Annotated in this window: 19 protein-coding genes; 9 read left to right on the top strand and 10 right to left on the bottom strand. The window is 61.7% G+C overall.

Translation table 11 applies throughout. The annotated features are described in order from the left end of the window. The first annotated feature begins 40 nt into the window (after nucleotides 1-40). Nucleotides 41-1,120, top strand: coding sequence for a tRNA epoxyqueuosine(34) reductase QueG (queG, locus tag AB4O16_RS18960; protein ID WP_460155538.1), 1,080 nt, complete (start codon nucleotides 41-43; stop codon nucleotides 1,118-1,120). On the opposite strand, the gene AB4O16_RS18955 is transcribed toward queG, so the two are convergent. Both AB4O16_RS18955 and orn read right to left on the bottom strand, forming a co-directional pair. Beyond that, the gene (locus AB4O16_RS18955) at nucleotides 1,102-1,713 is read right to left on the bottom strand and encodes a trimeric intracellular cation channel family protein (protein WP_160390527.1); all 612 of its coding nucleotides are present in this window, start codon (nucleotides 1,711-1,713) and stop codon (nucleotides 1,102-1,104) included. The genes queG and AB4O16_RS18955 overlap by 19 nt on opposite strands. A gap of 154 nt (nucleotides 1,714-1,867) precedes the next feature. Beyond that, entirely contained in the window at nucleotides 1,868-2,410 is a 543-nt protein-coding gene (gene orn / locus AB4O16_RS18950; RefSeq protein ID WP_110658016.1) for an oligoribonuclease, read from the bottom strand. A gap of 106 nt (nucleotides 2,411-2,516) precedes the next feature. Here orn and rsgA point away from each other — a divergent pair, with 106 nt between their 5' ends. The 4 genes from rsgA (at nucleotide 2,517) to AB4O16_RS18930 (ending at nucleotide 5,608) form a co-directional block, all read left to right on the top strand. Next, nucleotides 2,517-3,548 (top strand): small ribosomal subunit biogenesis GTPase RsgA, encoded by a 1,032-nt coding sequence (gene rsgA / locus AB4O16_RS18945; protein ID WP_015093224.1) that lies wholly within the window; start codon nucleotides 2,517-2,519, stop codon nucleotides 3,546-3,548. Nucleotides 3,549-3,747: 199 nt separating this feature from the next. Then, on the top strand, nucleotides 3,748-4,155 hold the full coding sequence (locus AB4O16_RS18940; RefSeq protein WP_160390528.1) for a TIR domain-containing protein: 408 nt from the start codon (nucleotides 3,748-3,750) through the stop codon (nucleotides 4,153-4,155). A 2-nt stretch (nucleotides 4,156-4,157) separates the two neighbouring features. Next, nucleotides 4,158-5,117: a caspase family protein gene (locus AB4O16_RS18935; protein WP_008048055.1), complete on the top strand. Its 960-nt coding sequence runs from the start codon at nucleotides 4,158-4,160 to the stop codon at nucleotides 5,115-5,117. Then, a complete protein-coding gene (locus tag AB4O16_RS18930; RefSeq protein ID WP_160390529.1) occupies nucleotides 5,117-5,608 on the top strand; it encodes a toll/interleukin-1 receptor domain-containing protein in 492 nt (163 codons plus the stop codon). Before AB4O16_RS18935 ends, AB4O16_RS18930 begins: the two co-directional genes overlap by 1 nt. 161 nt (nucleotides 5,609-5,769) lie before the next feature. On the opposite strand, the gene motB is transcribed toward AB4O16_RS18930, so the two are convergent. Both motB and motA read right to left on the bottom strand, forming a co-directional pair. Next, nucleotides 5,770-6,786 carry a flagellar motor protein MotB gene (gene motB, locus AB4O16_RS18925; RefSeq protein WP_160390530.1) on the bottom strand — a complete coding sequence of 339 codons (1,017 nt, stop codon included), beginning with the start codon at nucleotides 6,784-6,786 and terminating at the stop codon, nucleotides 5,770-5,772. Nucleotides 6,787-6,789: 3 nt separating this feature from the next. Continuing rightward, entirely contained in the window at nucleotides 6,790-7,641 is an 852-nt protein-coding gene (motA, locus tag AB4O16_RS18920; protein WP_015093220.1) for a flagellar motor stator protein MotA, read from the bottom strand. Between the two features lie 166 nt (nucleotides 7,642-7,807). Here motA and AB4O16_RS18915 point away from each other — a divergent pair, with 166 nt between their 5' ends. The 3 genes from AB4O16_RS18915 to asd are packed head-to-tail and all read left to right on the top strand — an operon-like array spanning nucleotide 7,808 to nucleotide 11,083. Continuing rightward, complete coding sequence (locus tag AB4O16_RS18915) at nucleotides 7,808-9,346, top strand: HDOD domain-containing protein (protein ID WP_460155537.1); 1,539 nt, start codon at nucleotides 7,808-7,810, stop codon at nucleotides 9,344-9,346. A gap of 42 nt (nucleotides 9,347-9,388) precedes the next feature. Then, nucleotides 9,389-10,204, top strand: a complete 816-nt coding sequence (locus AB4O16_RS18910; protein ID WP_160390532.1) for a rhodanese-like domain-containing protein — start codon at nucleotides 9,389-9,391, stop codon at nucleotides 10,202-10,204. Between the two features lie 18 nt (nucleotides 10,205-10,222). After that, complete coding sequence (gene asd, locus AB4O16_RS18905; protein ID WP_160390533.1) at nucleotides 10,223-11,083, top strand: archaetidylserine decarboxylase; 861 nt, start codon at nucleotides 10,223-10,225, stop codon at nucleotides 11,081-11,083. A 110-nt stretch (nucleotides 11,084-11,193) separates the two neighbouring features. On the opposite strand, the gene serB is transcribed toward asd, so the two are convergent. Further along, complete coding sequence (gene serB, locus AB4O16_RS18900) at nucleotides 11,194-12,408, bottom strand: phosphoserine phosphatase SerB (RefSeq protein ID WP_057395688.1); 1,215 nt, start codon at nucleotides 12,406-12,408, stop codon at nucleotides 11,194-11,196. 135 nt (nucleotides 12,409-12,543) lie between these two features. Between serB and AB4O16_RS18895 the strand changes: the two genes are divergently transcribed. Further along, nucleotides 12,544-14,055 carry an AhpA/YtjB family protein gene (locus AB4O16_RS18895; RefSeq protein WP_460155536.1) on the top strand — a complete coding sequence of 504 codons (1,512 nt, stop codon included), beginning with the start codon at nucleotides 12,544-12,546 and terminating at the stop codon, nucleotides 14,053-14,055. 247 nt (nucleotides 14,056-14,302) lie between these two features. Here the strand turns inward: AB4O16_RS18895 and AB4O16_RS18890 are convergent, their stop codons facing one another. The 5 genes from AB4O16_RS18890 to parE form a co-directional block, all read right to left on the bottom strand. Next, on the bottom strand, nucleotides 14,303-15,016 hold the full coding sequence (locus tag AB4O16_RS18890; RefSeq protein ID WP_160390535.1) for a PqiC family protein: 714 nt from the start codon (nucleotides 15,014-15,016) through the stop codon (nucleotides 14,303-14,305). Nucleotides 15,017-15,200: 184 nt separating this feature from the next. Beyond that, complete coding sequence (parC, locus tag AB4O16_RS18885; protein WP_160390536.1) at nucleotides 15,201-17,471, bottom strand: DNA topoisomerase IV subunit A; 2,271 nt, start codon at nucleotides 17,469-17,471, stop codon at nucleotides 15,201-15,203. Nucleotides 17,472-17,478: 7 nt separating this feature from the next. Beyond that, complete coding sequence (locus AB4O16_RS18880) at nucleotides 17,479-18,003, bottom strand: retropepsin-like aspartic protease family protein (protein ID WP_160390537.1); 525 nt, start codon at nucleotides 18,001-18,003, stop codon at nucleotides 17,479-17,481. Continuing rightward, entirely contained in the window at nucleotides 18,000-18,989 is a 990-nt protein-coding gene (locus tag AB4O16_RS18875) for an esterase-like activity of phytase family protein (protein ID WP_460155535.1), read from the bottom strand. Before AB4O16_RS18875 ends, AB4O16_RS18880 begins: the two co-directional genes overlap by 4 nt. After that, the gene (gene parE / locus AB4O16_RS18870; RefSeq protein WP_150714639.1) at nucleotides 18,989-20,893 is read right to left on the bottom strand and encodes a DNA topoisomerase IV subunit B; all 1,905 of its coding nucleotides are present in this window, start codon (nucleotides 20,891-20,893) and stop codon (nucleotides 18,989-18,991) included. The genes AB4O16_RS18875 and parE overlap by 1 nt, the downstream gene beginning before the upstream one ends. Between the last annotated feature and the right edge of the window lie 65 nt (nucleotides 20,894-20,958).

Genomic DNA, 20,958 nt, shown 5'->3' with positions numbered 1-20,958 from the left:
GCAGAATTATACGCACCTCAGCTCCGGTTTCTCTCGTCTCATGCCCGCTATTACCACAGACCTGCCTGCCCTCGCCCAATCCATCAAGGACTGGGGCCGCGAGCTGGGCTTTCAGCAAGTCGGCATCAGCGGCCTCGACCTGGGCGAGCACGAGCAGCACCTGGAGCGCTGGCTCGCCGCCGGCTACCACGGCGAAATGGACTACATGGGTGCCCACGGCAGCAAACGCTCGCACCCGGACGAACTGGTGCCCGGCACTTTACGCGTGGTTTCGCTGCGCATGGACTACCTGGCGGGCGATACCCACATGGCGAAAATGCTCGCCCAGCCAGAAAAAGCCTACGTCTCGCGTTATGCCCTGGGCCGCGACTACCACAAGTTGATCCGCAAGCGCGTGCAACAGCTGGCGGACAAGATTCAGGCGCAAATCGGCCCGTTCGGCTTCCGTGCCTTTGTCGACAGTGCTCCGGTGCTGGAAAAAGCCATCGCCGAACAGGCCGGCCTGGGCTGGATCGGCAAAAATACCCTGGTGTTGAATCGCAAGGCCGGCAGTTACTTTTTTCTCGCCGAACTGTTCGTCGACCTGCCGCTGCCGGTCGATCCGCCCCACGCCAGCGAACATTGCGGCCGTTGCAGCGCCTGCCTCGACATCTGTCCGACCAACGCCTTCGTCGGCCCCTATGTGCTGGATGCCCGGCGCTGCATTTCCTACCTGACCATCGAACTCAAAGGCGCCATCCCTGAAGACCTGCGACCGCTGATCGGCAACCGGGTGTTCGGTTGCGATGACTGCCAGATCGTCTGCCCGTGGAACCGCTTCGCCCGCCCGACCGGTGAAAGCGATTTCAAGCCGCGGCACAACCTGGACAATGCCGGGCTGGCGGAATTGTTCATGTGGGATGAAGAGAAGTTCTTGAGCAGCACCGAAGGCTCGCCATTGCGCCGGACCGGTTACGAAAACTGGTTGCGCAACCTGGCGGTAGGATTGGGGAACGCGCCTTCAACGATCCCGGTCCTGGAAGCGCTGAAGGCGCGACGGGAGCATCCTTCGGCACTGGTGCGTGAACATGTCGAGTGGGCGTTGCGGCACCATGCCCAACGTCAGGCTTCGTCGTTATAGACGAACTTGGGCATTTCCCAGTGAAAACGGATCGCCAGCAGGCGCAACAGAAATCCGCCGAACAAGGTGATCAGAATCGATTGCTCATCGGGTAATTGCAGATAGATGCAGAGCATGTAGGTCCACGCCGCGGCAAACGACACGCTGGCATAGAGCTCACGCCGAAAGATCAGCGGAATATCGTTGCAGAAAATGTCCCGCAGGATACCGCCGAAGACGCCGGTGATCACGCCGCTGACGGCGGCGACCAACATGCCATGGCCCATTTCCAGGGCGGTGATGCAGCCGATCAGGGTGAAAGCCACCAGCCCCATGGCATCGAGCACCAGGAACAGCGAGCGTAAATGCCGCATCCAGCGCGCCGTGAACACCGTGATCATCGCGGCAGCCGTGGTCAGCACCAGGTATTCCGGGTGCTTGACCCAGGTCAGCGGGTAATGCCCGAGCAACACATCGCGTACCGAACCGCCCCCCAGTGCCGTGACACAAGCGATCAACACTACACCGAACCAGTCCATGCCGCGGCGCCCGGCAGACAGGGCGCCGGTCATGGCTTCGGCGGTGATAGCGATCAGGTAGAGCATCAGTAGCATGGTGGCGGTCCTTGCACAAAGGCGCGCAGTCTACTCAGTTCGCTTGAGCACCAAAAGAGGGCATCACGACATGTAGGAGCCGGCTTGCCGGCGATGGCGTCCTCATGGGGCCCCATCGCTGGCAAGCCAGCTCCTACAAGGTCGGGCTTCAAGATCAGGCTTTGATGAAATGCTTGCGGTAATGCTGCAACTCGGCGATCGATTCGCGGATGTCGTCCAGCGCCAGGTGGGTGCTGCCCTTCTTGAAGCTGTCGCGCACGTCCGGCGCCCAGCGCGCGGCCAGCTCTTTGAGCGTGGACACGTCGAGGTTGCGGTAGTGGAAATAGCTTTCCAGGGATTTCATGTGGGTATAAAGGAAGCGACGGTCCTGGCAGATGCTGTTGCCGCAGATCGGCGACTTGCCCTTCGGCACCCACTTCTCGAGGAAGGCGATGGTTTGTGCTTCAGCTTCAGCCATGCTGATGCGGCTGTCGCGAACTCGCTGGGTCAGCCCGGAACCGCCGTGCTGACGGGTGTTCCACTCGTCCATGCCGGCGAGGATTTCGTCGCTGTGATGAATGGCGATCACCGGGCCTTCGGCCAGGGTGTTCAAGTCACTGTCGGTGACGATGGTGGCCATTTCGATGATGACGTCGGTGTCCGGGTTCAGACCGGTCATTTCCAGGTCGATCCAGATCAGGTTCTGTGGGTTTTGCATGTTCGGCTCCTAGGCAATGCTGCGCAGTTTAGCCTAGGCCGGTAGCCGGGCGTGCTAAACTCGCGGCCGTTTTACCTAATCGCTGCATTCTTGATACGGAACACCCATGGCCAAACGCCAACTCAATCGTCGTCAAAACTGGCGCATCGAAAAGATTCAGGGCGAACGCGCTGCCCGCGCCGCCAAACGCGAGTCCTCGGCTGTCGAGGCACTCGAAGGTGGCGACCTGGGCCCGGAACAGCACGGCCTGGTGATCGCGCACTTCGGTGTGCAGGTCGAGGTCGAGGCCCGGGACGGCGAACTGGCCGGACAGGTGTTCCGTTGCCACCTGCGTGCCAACCTGCCGGCGCTGGTGACCGGCGATCAGGTGGTGTGGCGTGCCGGCAACCAGGGCATCGGCGTGATCGTGGCGCAACTGCCGCGCAACACCGAACTGTGTCGTCCGGACAGCCGCGGCCAGCTCAAGCCTGTTGCGGCCAACGTCGACATGATCGTCATCGTGTTTGCGCCGCTGCCCGAGCCCCACGCCAACCTGATCGACCGCTATCTGGTGGCGGCCGAGCATGCGGGCATCAAGCCGCTGTTGCTGCTGAACAAGTTCGACCTCATCGACGAAAACAACGCTCCGGCGCTGAACGCCTTGCTCGCCGTGTACCGCACCCTCGGCTATCCGGTGCTGGAAGTGTCCGCGCACCACGGCAACGGCATGGAGCAATTGCAGGCGCAACTGGACGGGCGCATCAGCGTGTTCGTCGGCCAGTCCGGTGTCGGCAAGTCGTCGCTGGTCAACAGCCTGCTGCCGGATGTCGAAACCCGCGTCGGCCCGCTGTCCGAGCTGTCCGGCCAGGGCACCCACACCACCACCACCGCGCGGTTGTTCCACTTCCCCGGCGGCGGTGAGCTGATCGACTCCCCGGGCATCCGTGAATTCGGCCTGGGCCACGTCAGCCGTGCCGATGTCGAAGCCGGCTTCATCGAGTTCAACGACCTGCTTGGCACCTGCCGCTTCCGCGACTGCAAGCACGACCGCGAACCCGGCTGCGCCCTGCTCAAGGCCCTTGAAGACGGCCGCGTGCAGCAGCAACGGATGAACAGCTACCGCTCGATCATCGCCAGCCTGCCGGAAAACGGCTACTAAACAGATGCACCGACCGCCCTGCCTTGAGCAGGTCGGTCGGCGGCCGAATCCTTCCCTCATTTACACGTCAGACCTTTCTGTAGGACGCGCGCCCGCGAGCTTGTAGGGAATTTCTCTTTCCGCGGCTGCCTCTTGTAGCCGCACTGCAATCGCCTAAGTTCAAACCCTCTTCGCACTCCGCGAGACCGAGGGAAAACCCATGCAAACCTACCATCTGTTCATCAGCCACTCGTGGAACTATCCGCATGCCCACGACAATCTCGTGCGCCTGCTCAACGCCAAGCCCGGCTTCACCTACAAGAATTTTTCAGTCCCCACGGACAACCCGATTGTCGGCGCGAAAACCGACAAGCAACTTGAGGAGGCCATCGAAAACAAGATCCGCCCATGCTCGGCGGTGTTGATCATGGCCGGGATGTATTCCACCTACAGCAAGTGGATCAACAAGGAAATCGAGATCGCCAAACGCATGGGCAAAGTGATCATTGCGGTGAAGCCGTTCGGCGCCGAACGCATTTCCACGGTGGTACGTGATGCGGCACACGCCGAATGTGCATGGAACACCAACAGCATCATCAGCGCGATTCGCCAGCATACGGCGGTGTAGCCATGCGCAAGGGACTGTTTATCGGCATCAACGACTACACCCACGTTTCGCGACTGAGCGGTTGCAGCAATGACGCTATGGCCATGGCGTCCGTGCTCAAGACTGACGCCAACGGCGATCCGAACTTCAAGAACATCGTGCTGACCTCCGCCGAGGACTACCTTAGCCGGGAAAAACTCGAAGACCAGATTCGCGAGCTGTTTGCCGGGGACTGCAATGTCGCGCTGCTGTATTTCGCCGGGCACGGCAGCTTCGACACCGACACCGACGAAGGCATGTTGATCCCGCAGGATTACAAGAGCGCCAAGGACGGGATTCGCCTCAGCGACATCCTCAACTGGGCGAGCAAGGCCACGAAGATCAAAAACAAAGTGATCATTCTCGATTGTTGCCAGAGCGGCTCGGCCGGCGAACTGCGCGCCTTGCGCAGCGAGGGCAGCGTGGTCGGCGAAGGCATGACCATTCTGACTGCCTGCAAAAAGGAAGAGCCTGCGATGGAGGGCGCGCAACACGGCGTGTTCACCGGGCTGTTGCTTCAGGCCCTGCACGGCGGGGCAGCCAACATCCTGGGCAAGATCACCCCCGGCAGCCTTTATTCATTTGTCGACAACGCACTTGATGCCTGGGAACAGCGCCCGGTGTTCAAGACCAACGTGTCGCAGTTCATTTCCTTGCGCGAAGTGTCACCGCTGATCCCCAAGGAAATCCTGCGCAAACTCCCCGAGTGGTTCGCAGAGGCCGAGTCGGTATACCCCCTCGCCCCCAGCTTCGAACCGACCGAACCCGAGTTCAACCCGGAACACGGCGATGTCTTCGCCCAACTGCAAAAGTGCAATCGTCACAGCCTGGTCGAACCGGTGGACGCCGAACACATGTACTACGCCGCCATCCACTCCACTGGCTGCCGCCTCACCGCCCTCGGCGCCTATTACCGCGAACTCGCGATCAAGGGACATTTCTGATGCCAGTATTTATCAGCTACCGCCACATGGACCGCGCCTATGCGATCAACATCAACACCCGCCTGATCCAGGCCAATATCAAGACCTACCTCGACGTACTGGACCCCGAATCCCAGACCACCGACGACATCACCGGGGTGATCACCCGCAACATCAGCGAATGCACGCACCTGCTCGCGGTGGTGTCGGAGAGAACCGCACGGTCGTGGTGGGTCCCGTTCGAAATCGGCGAGGCGACCATCACCAACCGGCGCATCTGCTCGTTCAAGACCGGCCCGACCGAGCTGCCGCTGTACTTGGACAAGTGGCCAAAGCTGACCAACGAGCGGGACATCGACTTCTTTATCGATGCCTATCGAAACGAAACGACACAAAAGCGCGCGATGGGGCTGGAATCGGTGACCGGCAGCGAATCGGTGCGCAGTGTTAACAAATCCAATGCGGATCGCTTTCACGCCGAGCTCAAGACGCGAATCCTCCGTGGGTTCTGACGCTCTGTAGGAGCCGGCTTGCCGGCGATGGATTTAAATTCGTCGAGTGGTTCCAGACAGTACGCGTAATCGTTAACGACCATCGCCAGCAAGCTGGCTCCTACAGGGGGGGCGAGAACGCCGCACAAAAAAGCCGACATCGCTGTCGGCTTTTTTGTTGGTCACTGCTTGGCTGGCTCTCCCGGTTTCGGTGCCGGGTCTTCGAACAGGTTCAGACGCTCGCGCAGTTCGTGGGCCGGCAGCGGTTGCTTGTCCGCCGGCAGCGCATTCGGGTCGACCGGTGCAGCCGGCGCGGTCGAACCTTGCGGTGCATCAGGTGCCGGCTCTGCGCCCTGCGACCCTTCGATCGCACGCTGGGCTTTCTTGGTCAGCACGACGATGTCGATACGACGGTTGACCGGGTTGAACGGATGCTCGCGGTCAAACAGGGCCGACGAGGCATAGCCGACCACGCGTGCCACCTGTGCATCCGGATAACTGCCCGCCACCAGCGCACGACGGGCGGCGTTGGCACGGTTGGCCGAAAGCTCCCAGTTGCCGAAATCGCCGGTGCCGGTGTAGGGCTTGGCATCGGTGTGGCCGCTGATGCTGATCTTGTTCGGCACTGCCTTGATGGTGTCGGCCATGGCCAGCAGGATGTCTTCGAAATACGGCTTCAAGCGAGCCGAACCCGAGTCGAACATCGGGCGGTTTTCCGCGTCCATGATCTGGATGCGCAGGCCGTCCTGAGTGATCTCGAACAGGATCTGATCCTTGAACTTCTGCATCTGCGGGTTTTCTTCGACCTTGTTCTGCAGTTCTTGCAGCAACAGTTCGAGGCGTTCCTTTTCGACCTGCTCGGCCATGCCTTCGACCTGGTCGGTATCGACGGTGACCTTGTCCGGCTGCGGCTGGGACTTCACCTCGGGGTTGAGGGTGTTTTCCGGCGCCAGGGTCGGCGTGCCGCCCAGATCGATGATGTACGGCGTGCCGCTTTCGGAAAAGCCGATCGGGTCCTTGAAGTAACCGGCGATGGCAATCTTCTGCTCCGGCGTGGCGGTGGACAGCAGCCACAACACCAGGAAGAACGCCATCATCGCCGTGGCGAAGTCGGCGAAGGCGATTTTCCAGGCGCCCCCGTGGTGCCCGCCAGCAATGCGCTTGACGCGCTTGATAATAATCGGCTGATTATTTTCCATGACTTAACGACCGCGAACCGCTTGTTCCAGCTCGGCGAAGCTTGGACGGTGCGCCGGGTACAGAACCTTGCGCCCGAACTCCACGGCCAGCGATGGCGGCATGCCGGAAGCCGAAGCCACCAGCGAGGCCTTGATGGCTTCATAGACGTTCAGCTCTTCCTTGGCATCGTGGGCCAGGGAATGGGCCAGCGGGCCGAAGAAACCGTAGGCGGCGAGAATACCGAAGAAGGTACCTACCAGCGCCGCACCCACGTGCAGGCCGATGGACTTCTGGTCGCCCTCACCCAGCGAAGCCATGGTCACCACGATACCCAGTACCGCCGCGACGATACCGAAACCGGGCATGGCGTCGGCGATGCCGTTGACCGCGTGGGATGGGTGTTCCAGGTCTTCCTTGAGGCTGAACAGCTCCATGTCGAACAGGCCTTCAAGCTCATGCGGAGCCATGTTGCCGGAGGACATGATGCGCAGGTAATCGCAGATGAACGCGGTCATGCGTTCGTCCTTGAGCACTGTCGGGTACTTGGCGAAGATCGGGCTCGCGGCGGCGTCTTCGATGTCGCCCTCGATGGCCATCATGCCTTCGCGGCGGCTCTTGTTGAGGATCTCGTAGATCAGGCCCAGCACTTCCAGGTAGAAGGCATGGTTGAACCGCGAACTGAACATGCTCAGGGACTTCTTGAGCACGTGCATCGTCATGTAGCCGGGGTTGGCCTGCAAGAATGCGCCGAGGGCCGCGCCGCCGATAATCATGACCTCGAAAGGCTGGATCAGGGCGGCAATCTTGCCGTGGGAAAGCACGTATCCGCCGAGCACGCTCGCGAATACGACGATGATGCCGATAATTTTAGCCATAGGTAGGAGAGCACTTACTGAGTCGGGTTCAAGGTCATATTCGGAAGTTAAAAAATCTCTTCTTCTACTTATCGGCAAAACTGCGCCAGACTATAGCCAGTTCAGGCGAAAAGCTAATTCGACCCAATCCGGGCACAGGTAATGTTGACGATGATCGCCTCCCACCATGGTTAACGAAACGAACGTACCAACACCAAAACCGACAACGCTCGAGGGCTGGATCAAGCTGCTCGATGGCGTACGTCTTCCCGTTCCGCAAGCCAGCCACGACCGTGTCTGCAAGGCCATCCGCGACAATCGCAGCTCGCTGCGCGATATCGCCGACCTCATGCAAGGCAGCCCGGCCCTGGCCTTGAGCGTGATTCGCGAGGCCAACCGGCACAGCCACGGCGGCATGACCGAGCCTGCGGAAAACCTCGAGATCGCGATCAACCGCCTTGGCCTCAAGCGCACCGAAGAGCTGCTCGAGCGCCTGCCCGCCGAACCTCACGCCGAGATTCCCAAAGCCTTGCGGCAGCTGCAGATGATCAGCCAGCACGCCACGCAACAGGCCAACGGTTTTTTTGCCAGTCGCCTGGCGCGCCTGTGGCAGGACATCCACTGGGGCAGCCTGCTGTTTCTTTCGCCTCTGTGGCCGCTGGCGCTGACCCATCCAAAACTGCTCGAAGAGTGGGAACTGCGGGTCATCCATAAAGGTGAGTCGGCACGCAAGGTCGAACAACAACTGTTTGGTGTACGCCTGCTGGACATCGGCCAGGCCCTGGTGGATATCTGGCGCTTGCCGATCTGGGTGCAGCAGGGTTATCGCCTGTTGCTCACGGAACAGCGGGAACTGGTCAAAGTCCTGCGCATCGCCCGCGACAGCGAGCACCCATTGCGCCAGCAGAACCGCCTCGATGACGATCCGACCCTGCGCCGCTGGCTCAACCAGCCAGCCAACACAGTGCTGCTGGCCAACGGTCTGGCGCTGTCGGCGCAACACGCCTGGGACAGTCCGCACAGTGAGCGCTGGCAGTACCTGACCAGCCTTTACCTGCAAATGCCGATGGACGATGTGCAACAACAGTTGCACCAGCAAGCCGCCAACAGCGCGCGCAATCACGCCATGCCCGACCTCTGGCACCCCGCCGAATCGCTGATCTGGCCGTGGGGCATGAACCGTGTCCACGCCGGACTGCTGCCGGCCGCGGCACCCACGGCCGAAGATCTGGCGAAATGGCGCAGGCAATGCGCCGAATTGCTGGTCGAGCCGAGCCGCTTCACCAATGCCATGCACTTGACCATCGCCGCACGGGACGCCCTCGTGGCCTGCGGCATGCGTCGGGTGATGATCCTGATGGCCGACCGCACCCACGCCAACCTGCGCGTGCACCAGACGGCCGGCCTGGCGAAGGAAGCGGCCGGGCTGAATTTCGTGGTCAGCCAGAGCAACGTGTTGCAACGCCTGCTCACGCAACAGGCCCAGGTGCGCCTGACGCCAGCCAACAACGCGCAATTCTCGGCCCTGCTGCCCAACAGCCTGCGTTCGCAGTTCAGTGGCGAACACCTGCTGCTGCGCTCGCTGGTCAACAATGGCCGGGTGATCATGATCGTCGTGGCGGACCAGGGCGGCGGGCCGTTTTCGGAAATTTCCGTACAAGCCTTCGGCAAAACCGCGCAGTGCATTGAAAAAGCCCTGCACAGCTTTAGCAACCGAGGCCAATAAGGCTGCGCTACAATCCTCCCTTTTGTGCTCTGGAGACCTCACATGTCTGACTTCTCTGGCTTGCCGCTGGTGATCGAGCCGAGCGACTTGCTCCCTCGCCTCGATGCCCGCGAACTGATCCTGGTGGACTTGACCAGTACCGCCCGCTATACCGAAGGGCACATTCCCGGCGCGCGCTTTGTCGATCCGAAACGCACGCAGCTCGGCCAGGCCCCGGCCCCGGGGCTGATGCCCCCGCCGGCAGCACTCGAAACACTGTTTGGCGAGTTGGGCCACAACCCCGACGCGGTCTACGTGGTGTACGACGACGAAGGCGGCGGTTGGGCCGGGCGCTTCATCTGGTTGCTGGATGTCATCGGCCACAGCCAGTACCACTATATAGACGGCGGCCTGCCGGCCTGGCTGGCTGAAGGCTTGCCGATGTCGATCCAGATCCCGCCACCCGTGGGCGGCCCGGTTCCACTGACCTTGCACGAGGAACCCACGGCCACCCGCGAATACCTGCAAAGCCGTCTCGGCGCCGCCGACCTGGCCATCTGGGATGCACGCGGGCCACTGGAGTATTCCGGTGAAAAGGTCCTGGCAGCCAAGGGCGGGCACATTCCCGGCGCGGTCAATTTCGAATGGACCGCCGGCATGGACAAGTCGCGCCAGCTGCGCATCCGCACCGACATGCCGCAGATCCTCGAACAACTCGGGATCAGCAAAGACAAAGAAGTGATTACCCACTGCCAGACCCATCATCGTTCTGGCTTCACCTATCTGGTGGCCAAGGCTCTCGGTTATCCGCGGGTCAAGGGCTACGCCGGCTCCTGGGGCGAATGGGGCAACCATCCCGATACGCCCGTAGAGATCTAAGGTTTTTAAGGACAGTAAATGAACAAGCGTCTGTTTATCATCAGCCAGTACCTGCTACCCCACAACCTGCTCTCGCGACTGGCCGGCTGCGTTGCCGAATGCCGCGTGCGCTGGTTCAAGAACGCCTTTACCGCCTGGTTCGCCAAGCGCTATCAGGTGGACATGTCCCAGGCATTGGTCGAAGACCTGACCGCCTACGAGCACTTCAACGCCTTCTTCACCCGCGCACTGAAAGACGGTGCCCGCCCGCTGGACGAGACCCCGGGCGCGATCCTCAGCCCGGCCGACGGCGCGATCAGCCAACTCGGCCCGATCGAGCACGGTCGCGTGTTCCAGGCCAAGGGTCACAGTTTCAGCGTGCTGGAACTGCTGGGTGGCGATGCGGCGAATGCTGCGCCGTTCATGGGCGGTGACTTCGCGACCATCTACCTGTCGCCGAAGGACTACCACCGCGTGCACATGCCGCTGGCCGGTACTCTGCGCGAAATGGTCTACATCCCGGGCCGCCTGTTCTCGGTGAACCAGACTACCGCCGAAAACGTTCCGGAACTGTTCGCCCGCAACGAGCGCGTGGCGTGCATTTTCGACACCGAGCGCGGGCCGATGGCCGTGGTGCTGGTGGGCGCGATGATCGTGGCATCGATCGAAACCGTCTGGGCCGGCCTGGTCACCCCGCCGAAACGCGAGCTGAAAACCTTCCGCTACGACGAAGCCGCACGTGCGCCGATCCACCTGGAAAAAGGTGCGGAACTGGGTCGCTTCAAGCTGGGTTCGACCGCTGTCGTGCTGTTCGGGCCGGATCAGGTCAAGTGGGCTGAAGAAATGACCGCCGGCACGGCGGTGCAGATGGGTCAGGGTATGGGCTCACCAAAAGCCTAAGCGCTCACCTGGTCCACCGCCGATGCAAACCTGTAGGAGCCGGCTTGCTGGCGATGGCGTCCTCAAGGGCCCCATCGCCAGCAAGCCGGCTCCTACAGTAGCTTGCAGTGTTAGAGCTGGCCGTCGCGATCGCGGAAGCCCAGCAGATACAGCACGCCATCCAGCCCCAGGGTCGAGATCGCCTGCTTGGCCGACTGCTTGACCAGCGGCTTGGCACGGAACGCCACACCCAACCCGGCAATCGCCAGCATCGGCAAGTCGTTGGCGCCATCGCCGACCGCAATGGTCTGCTCCAGGCGCAAGCCTTCCTTGTGTGCCAGTTCCTTCAGCAGATCAGCCTTGCGCTGCGCATCGACAATCGGCTCGACCGCGACGCCGGTGACCTTGCCGTCAACCACTTCAAGTTCGTTGGCGAACACATAGTCGATACCCAACTTGGCCTGCAGTTGCTTGGCGAAGTAGGTAAAGCCACCCGACAGGATCGCGGTCTTGTAGCCCAGGCGCTTGAGTTCGGCGAACAGGGTTTCGGCACCTTCGGTCAGGCGCAGCGAGGCGCCGATGGAATCCAGCACATTGACGTCCAGACCTTTGAGCAAGGCCAGACGCTCCTTGAAGCTGGCGCGAAAATCCAGCTCGCCGGCCATCGCCCGCTCGGTGATTTCCGAGACCTTGTCACCGACGCCAGCCGCCTTGGCCAGTTCGTCGATCACTTCGGCTTCGATCAGCGTCGAGTCCATGTCGAACACCGCCAGGCGACGGTTGCGACGGAACAGCGAATCTTCCTGGAAGGCGATGTCGACGTTCAGTTCCTGGGCGACGCTGAGGAATTCGGCACGCAACGCCTGCGGATCAGCCGCCTCGCCACGCACGGAAAACTCGATGCAGCCCTTGCCCTTGTCGGCCGGGGTGTCCAGCGGCATGCGCCCGGACAGGCGATCGATGTGGTCGATGTTCAGGCCATACTTGGCGGTGATTGAGCTCACGGCCTGCAACTGCCCGGCTGTCACCTTGCGGGTCAACAGGGTCACGATGTGGCGTTTTTTGCCCTGGTTGCCGACCCACTGCTGGTAATCCTGTTCGGACACCGGCGTGAAACGCACCTGTTGATCGAGCTCATAGCCCTTGAACAGGATGTCCTTGAGCACGGACTTGCCTTGTTCGGTGTCGGGAATTTCAACCAGGATGCCGAACGACAAGGTGTCGTGGATCACCGCCTGACCGATGTCGAGAATGTTCACACCACCCTGGGCCAGAACGCCGGTAATGGCCGCAGTCAGACCCGGACGGTCGACTCCCGTGATGTTTATCAGGACGATTTCGCGCAAGGCGCACCCCCGCAGGTGGAAAAAAACCGCATTCTACCCACTTTCAGTGACCATCGGGCACCGTGAGCGCTTTGACGGTCCTAGGCCTGTCGCTATACTGCGCGTCAACTTCACGGACAAAAGAGCCGAGCTCAAGTGAACCGGCCCACGCCAGTAAAAACCGATAACTTCTTCCTGCTGATCTTCCGGGCACTGCGCCACCGCCGTGTACCGATTGCATTGCGCATCGCCAGCCATAACGTGATCCTGGTCGCCCTGGCCCTGGTCATCTATGCCGGTGTGATGGGCTTGCAGTTCAAGCAGGCCATGCACGAGCAGGCGGATGCGCTGGGCGAAAGCCTGACGACGCAGACGGCCACCTCGGCCACCGAGCTGTTGGTGTCCAACGACATCCTCAGCCTCAACGTGCTGCTCAATAACCTGACCAAGAACAAGCTGGTGGCCCACGCCGCCATCTACAGCCCGGACAATCGCATCCTCGCCGAATCCGGCCAGCGGCCAAAGCATGGCCTGCTGGGCGAAGCCGAGGGCATGTACCAGAGCAAGATCACCTTCCAGGACGTGACGGCCGGGCAACTGCGCATCAGCCTGGACATGGACCAGTTCCAGCAGCCGATGACCATCAGCCTGCAAAGCATGGGCATCCTCAGCGCGATCCTGCTGGCCCTGTCCCTGGCATTGAGCCTGCGCATGGGGCGGTATCTCTCCACGCCGCTGCTGCAATTGCGGGTGTGGCTGCGCAATATCGACGAATACACCCCGGCCACCGACCGTCAGGACGAAATCGGCGACCTGGCGCGCCAGCTGCACGCCAACTTCGCCCCGCAGCCCGCCCCTGTGCCGGAGCCGGAACCCGAACTCGACGACGTCGAAGACGAACCGGAATTCGAAGTCCGCAACCTGCGCGATCCGAGTTTCGACGAGAGCCGCCCGGTAGCCGCGCTCAAGCCTGCGCCACGGCAGATCGTCAGCACCGTTGAAGACGACGATGACGAAGACCCGTTCGCCGATCTGCGCGATGAATCGCTGAGCAGCCCCCCGCAACCGGTGATCCGCAAGGCCACGCCGAGCGTGCCGCAACACAGCGCGGTGCTGGCGGTGCAACTGGGTTCCCAGGAGCAACTTCGACGCCTGCCGCGGGCGCGCCTTGAAGAACTGCTCGAACGCTATCGCGATTGCCTCGACCAGGCCGCTTCGCTGTATCAAGGCGAAGTGGAGACCCTGAACGATGGCAGCACGTTGATGCTGTTCCACACCGAAGACAGCGGCGACGATTACCTGACCAACGCCATTTGCTGTGGCGAACTGCTGCGGGCCCTGGGCCACCAGTTGCAGATCGAAGTCGCGGACAGCGGCATCACCCTGCAATTGCAGCTGGGCCTGACGCTCGGCGACGAACTGTTCGGCCTGAGCCAGATCGACCTGCTGCTGACCGACCCCGCCCAGGACGCCCTGGCCCTGTCGCAACACAGCCGCAACCTGCTGCTGGTGGAGCGCAAGATCAGCGACGACGCATTAATTCGCCAGCGCGCACGGATCCGCCCGATTGCCAGCCCTGAAGGTGCTTGCTGCGTGGAGCGGTTGATGGAGCCATATCCGTCGATGCTGGAGCGGCAACTGGCGCGGATGCACGAGCGCCGCGCGTAACCGCCAGAAGCAATCACATAGCCCGCAGATGAGTGATCGTCTGCGGGCTTTTTTGTTGCCTGCTCTGGCCTCATCGCTGGCAAGCCAGCTCCCACAGGTTCAGGGGCGTTCACATCATTTGTGTACGGCGCGGACACTGTGGGAGCGGGCTTGCCCGCGATGAGGCCAGAACAGGCCCTGAAGATCTCCCGGCTGCAGAAACAACAAAGCCCGCACAAGGCGGGCTTCGTTTCAAATCCATCCGGGCTTAGAAGCGGAACACTTCCATATCCGTACGAATAGGCGCGGCCATCGGGATTTTCGGCTGCTTTTCCTGCTCTACCGCCGGTGCTGCCGGCTTGGCGGCCGGTTTGCGCGGGACTTCGGCGATCGGCGGCTGATTGGCCAGCGGCTTGAGCGCCACCGACAGTTGCTCGGCCAGGCGTTGCAGCAACACACCCTGTGCCTGGACCTGAGCCGCCGTGGTACCGGCATGCTGTTCCTGCAAATGGATGATGCGGTTGTCGCGGACCTGCCCGCGACGGTCGATCAGGCGCCATTGCGCGTCGAGGATCGCCGGTTGCTTTGCACCCGAGTCCAGGCGCGTGATGGTCAGCAGCACCTGCACGTCCGGGGTGAAGCCCAGTGTCGCCGGGGCCAGCACTACGCGCTGGCTATCCAGGTGACCTGCGACCTGACGCAGCAACAACTGATCGATATCCGACGAAAGGCTGCCGGCCCAACGACCGTCGGTCGAAGCCTGCAAGCTGCCATCCGGCTGACGCTGCAACAGGGTTTCGCGTTGCAGGTAGTCGGCCACGGTGACCGGGCCCAACAATACCGCCATGCCCGCGTTCTGTGCAGGCTGAACCGGACTTCCAGCGTCCAGTTGATACAACGACACCGGTTGGTGAACGCTGCAACCCGCCAGGCCAAGAACGCCGGCGAGCATAAGAATAAAAGGAAGGCGCAGAGCAGTCATCGTCCCATCCAGGTGATCAATAAAAGGCTGATCACAGTGAAAATACTCAATAAATATGAAGAACGCGCGGCAGTGCCGGCGCTTGAAAGGCCATATCATCCGTGAATATGCGTTCCGACTCCAGCGCAAAGCGCCGAACTACGGGTTAAATCGTAGATCGGCGGCTCTAAATCGCCTTCTTCGGTCAATTGATCGAGTTTTCGACGAGCAGCGCATCGACCCTCTGGAAGCCCCGCGGCAGTTTATTGCCACGACGGCCACGTTCACCCTTGTAGTGTTCGAGGTCGTCCGCTTTCAGCGACAAGGTCCGTTTACCGGCCTGCAACACCAGCGTTGCACCGTCCGGCAATACAGCGATGTCCGTCACATACTCTTCGCGACTGGCCACTCGCTCACCGGGAATCCCGATGATCTTGTTGCCTTTGCCCTTACCTAATTGTGGCAGGTCGCTGATCTTGAATATCAACAGGCGACCTTCGGTCGTCACCGATGCCAGCCAGTTCTGCTCACGATCGGCCACGGGACGCGGCAACATGACCTTGGCATTGTTCGGCAGGCTCAACAGCGCCTTGCCTGCCTTGTTCTTGGCTTGCAGGTCTTCACCCTTGACCACGAAACCGTAACCGGCGTCGGAAGCGATGACATACAACGCATCGTCTTCGGGCATCAGCACACATTCGAAACTCGCTCCCGGCGGCGGCGTCAGGCGACCGGTCAACGGTTCGCCCTGGCCACGGGCCGACGGCAAGGTGTGGGCGGCCACCGAGTAACTGCGGCCGGTGGAGTCGATAAACACCGCGAACTGGTTGGAGCGCCCGGCTGCCAGCGCCTTGAAACCGTCCCCGGCCTTGTAGGAGAGGCCGGTGGCATCGATCTCGTGGCCTTTGGCGGAGCGAATCCAGCCTTTTTCCGACAGAACAACGGTCACTTTCTCGTTCGGCAGCAGATCGTGTTCGGTCAGGGCCTTGGCTTCGGCGCGCTCGACGATTGGCGAACGACGGTCGTCGCCATAGGTTTCGGCGTCCTTGATCAGCTCGGTGCGCACCAGCTTCTTGAGCTTGGCTTCGCTGCTCAGCAGGGCTTGCAGCTTGGCTTGTTCCTTGAGCAGTTCATCCTGCTCGGCACGCAGCTTCATCTCTTCCAGGCGCGCCAACTGACGCAGACGGGTGTCGAGGATGTAGTCGGCCTGGATTTCGCTCAGGGCGAATCGCTCGATCAGCGCGGCTTTCGGGTGCTCCTCGGTACGGATGATGTGGATCACTTCGTCCAGGTTGAGGTAAGCGATCAACAAACCGTCCAACAGGTGCAGGCGACGCTCGACCTTATCAAGGCGGAATTGCAGGCGACGACGCACGGTCTGCACCCGGAACTCCAGCCATTCGACCAGCAGCGCACGCAGGTTTTTCAGCTGCGGCTTGCCGTCCAGGCCGATGATGTTGATGTTGACCCGGTAGCTCGACTCCAGCTCGGTGCTGGCGAACAGGTGCTGCATCAAGGCGTCGTGGTCGAAGTTTTTCCGCGCCCCAGGAATGATCACGATCCGGCACGGGTTCTCGTGGTCGGACTCGTCACGCAGGTCGGCGATTTGCGGCGCCTTGGACGGCTTGGCCTGCATCATCGCAGCGATCTGCTCCAGCACCTTGGCACCGGACACCTGATGCGGCAGCGCGGTGACGATGATGTCGCCGTCTTCGATGTGATACACGGCGCGCATGCGCACCGAGCCCTTGCCGGTTTCATACATTTTCAGCAGGTCGGCGCGCGGCGTGATGATTTCCGCTTCGGTCGGGTAGTCCGGACCCTGGATGTGCTCGCAGAGCTGTTCGACCGTGGCCTTGGGCTCATCGAGCAAACGCACGCACGCCGTGGCGACTTCGCGCAGGTTGTGCGGCGGCACATCGGTGGCCATACCCACGGCGATACCGGTGGTGCCGTTGAGCAGAATGTTCGGCAGACGGGCCGGCAAGACCAGCGGCTCGTCCAGCGTGCCGTCGAAGTTCGGCCCCCAGTCCGCCGTGCCCTGGCCCAGTTCGCTGAGCAGCACTTCGGAATAGCGCGACAGCCGCGCCTCGGTGTAACGCATGGCGGCGAATGACTTGGGATCATCCGGCGCACCCCAGTTGCCCTGGCCATCGACCAGCGTGTAGCGATAGCTGAACGGCTGGGCCATCAGGACCATGGCTTCGTAGCAGGCCGAGTCGCCGTGGGGGTGGAATTTACCGAGCACGTCACCGACGGTACGCGCCGACTTCTTGTGCTTGGAATCGGCGTCCAGCCCCAACTCGCTCATCGCATAAATGATGCGGCGCTGTACCGGTTTCAGGCCGTCGCCGATATGCGGCAAGGCACGGTCCATGATCACGTACATGGAGTAGTTGAGGTAGGCATTTTCGGTGAAGTCAGCCAGTGACCGGCGTTCTACACCGTCCAGGCTGAGATCAAGGGAGTCGCTCATGCGGGCCTCATCGGTTCGTTGTCTGGCGCAGCAGCATGGTGCCACCGCGCTGGGTAAATTCAAGTTTGTTCAGTGCGCTCATGCCGAGCAACACCTGATCGCCATGCAGCCCCGGGGCCACCAGTGCACGAACGTCGTGCAACACGATGTCGCCCAGTTGCAGGCGTTCGATACGGGTGCGATAACCCTGGCTCAGGCCATTGGCCGTGCTCAGGGTCACGCCGAATCCTTCTTCGAGCTTCAAACGCTTGGCCAGGTCCAGAGGGATCGATACATCGGTCGCCCCGGTATCGAGCATGAAGTCCACCGGCTGGCCGTTGATCTGACCGCTGGCGACGAAATGCCCCTGCACATTGCTGACCAGCTTCACTTCAATGAAGCCTTCGCCCTGCTCCGAACTGACCACCACATTCGGATTTTGCTGCCGCGCTTCCCACTGGCCGAAAAACCGCGTGGCCAGGAACAGCGCCGCGCACCAGGCCAGCACCATGAACACTCGGCCGATGCGCTGACCCGGCGATTGTTGTTTCACGGCTTGGCACTCCAGCCGCCTTCCGGTGCCGCGAAGCGCCAGACCACTGGACGCACTTCACCATCGGCACGCGCACCAAAGTTGTTGTCGACACCGATCCAGGCGCCATCGGCATCCACGATCAACGCTTCTTCCAACCCGTAGTTCTGTGGATAACGACGGTTTTCCTGCAGCAACTCGGCGGCGTACGACCAGCAGCGCTCGACCTTGGCCGTCTGTGCATCGCGGCGACAAATCTGATAGCTGTTGCGCTCAAGCGTGAACAGCTTGCCGTCGAACAGCGACACGTCAGAGAAATCCCGCGAGACGGCTCTGGCGCGGGGAAACTGCTCGGGTTGCATTTCCATGCCGGCCTCGCTCAGCAGCACGCAGCCACCGTCGCAATCCCATAACGTCTGCTGGCGCTTGATCATCAGCAGCCCCCGGCCTTGACGCTCGGCGGCGAGCCACATCTGATCCCCCGCCGGATTGATCACCAGCCCTTCGAACAGTGCATTGAATTGCAACAACAGGCCTCTGGCCCGAGCCTCGCGCACCAGCATCGGCGAGATCTTCAGCCAAGCGGGCGACCCCGTTGGCGGCACCTGCAAGACTGCGGCATGGCCTTCGCTGACGATGTAGCGATTGCCGGCGCTGTCGCAGGTGATGCCTTCGAAGTCCAGATCGCCGCCACGCACGAACGAAGCCCCCCAGACGCTGGACTTCAGCCCCCAGGGCAAACCGCTGTCAGGCACCGGTGGCACCTCAATGCGCACCTCTTCAGCCTGCCAGTCCGGTTCGCGGGTATCGAGTCGATAAATCTGATCATCGTCACGATCGGAAACCGCCCACAGATCGTTGCCACACTGCGCCAGCCCGGACAGGTTGCCGCCGCGCATGCCGTTGACGACATGCCCGGACAACAGGCGCAACTCTGGCGCCGGTTCGGCACAGACCGTGATCGACGTCAGCAGCAACCCACAGGCCAGGGCAAAGCCCAGACGCATCAGCCCAGCACCTCGGCCAGGTTGCCCTTGGACTCCAGCCAGGTCTTGCGGTCACCGGCGCGCTTCTTCGCCAGCAGCATGTCCATCATTTCCGAGGTCGCCTCGAAATCTTCCAGGGTCAACTGCACCAGGCGCCGGGTGTTCGGGTCCATGGTGGTTTCACGCAGCTGCGGCGGGTTCATTTCACCCAGACCCTTGAATCGGGTGACCTGCGGCTTGCCGCGCTTCTTCTCGGCCACCAGGCGATCGAGGATGCCATCGCGTTCGGCTTCATCGAGGGCGTAGTAGATCTCTTTGCCCAGGTCGATGCGGTACAGCGGCGGCATGGCGACATAGACGTGACCGGCATCCACCAACGGACGGAAATGCTGGACGAACAAGGCGCACAGCAATGTCGCGATGTGCAGGCCGTCGGAGTCGGCGTCGGCGAGGATGCAGATCTTGCCGTAGCGCAGCTGGCTCATGTCCGCCGCGCCCGGATCGACACCGATGGCCACGGCGATGTTGTGCACTTCCTGGCTGGCCAGCACTTCGCTTCCGTCGACTTCCCAGGTGTTGAGGATCTTGCCGCGCAACGGCAGGATCGCCTGGAACTCTTTGTCCCGCGCCTGTTTGGCCGAGCCGCCGGCGGAATCACCTTCCACCAGGAACAGTTCGGAACGCATCGGGTCCTGCCCGGCACAGTCGGCCAGTTTGCCCGGTAGCGCCGGGCCCTGGGTAATGCGTTTGCGCTCGACCTTCTTGCTGGCCTTGAGGCGACGACCGGCATTGTTGATCGCCAGCTCCGCCAGCAGCATGCCGGTTTCCGGGTTGGCGTTGAGCCACAGGCTGAACGCATCCTTGACCACACCGGAGACGAACGCCGCCGCTTCACGGGACGACAGGCGCTCCTTGGTCTGGCCGGAGAATTGCGGCTCCTGCATCTTCATCGACAACACGAAGGCAATGCGTTCCCAGACGTCCTCCGGCGCCAGCTTCACGCCGCGCGGCAACAGGCTGCGGAATTCGCAGAATTCGCGCATCGCATCGAGCAAGCCCTGGCGCAGACCGTTGACGTGAGTGCCGCCCTGGGCTGTCGGGATCAGGTTGACGTAGCTTTCCTGCACCGCGTCGCCACCTTCGGGTAGCCACAGCAGTGCCCAGTCGACCGCTTCCTTGTTCCCGGCGAAGGCGCCGCAGAACGGCTCGTCCGGCAGGCGTTCGAATTCGGTGACCGCGTCCACAAGATAGGAACGCAGGCCGTCTTCGTAATGCCATTCGACTTTCTCGCCGGTGGCCTTGTCTTCAAAACTGACCAGCAGCCCCGGGCACAGTACGGCCTTGGCCTTGAGCACGTGCTTGAGGCGGCTGATGGAGAATTTAGGGGAGTCGAAGTATTTCGGATCCGGCGCGAAGAACACGCTGGTGCCGGTGTTGCGCTTGCCGACAGTGCCGATGATTTCCAGCTCGGTGGCCTTGTAGCCATCCTTGAAGGTCATCTGGTACTCGTTGCCGTCACGCTTGACCCGTACCCGCACTTCGGTGGACAAGGCGTTGACCACGGAAATACCCACCCCGTGCAAACCGCCGGAGAACTGGTAGTTCTTGTTGGAAAACTTGCCGCCCGCGTGAAGCTTGGTGAGGATCAGCTCGACGCCCGAAACGCCTTCTTCAGGGTGAATATCCACCGGCATGCCACGGCCGTCATCGCTGACTTCCAGCGAGTGATCGGCATGCAGGATGACCTGCACCGAGCTGGCATGCCCGGCCAGGGCTTCGTCGACACTGTTGTCGATGACTTCCTGGGCGAGGTGGTTCGGCCGACTGGTGTCGGTGTACATGCCGGGGCGCTTGCGCACCGGGTCGAGGCCCGAGAGGACTTCGATGGCGTCTGCGTTATAGGAGCTAGCGCTGGGAGTGGCCATGGGGTCTCGTCGTCCTTCAGTGAAAAAAGTGCTCAGTGAATATGGAAAGCGATGAAAACAGACAC

Source organism: Pseudomonas sp. S2_H10, assembly GCF_054668285.1.
The sequence above is the reverse complement of the archived record's forward strand: the minus strand, read 5'-3'. Positions and strand labels throughout refer to the sequence as shown.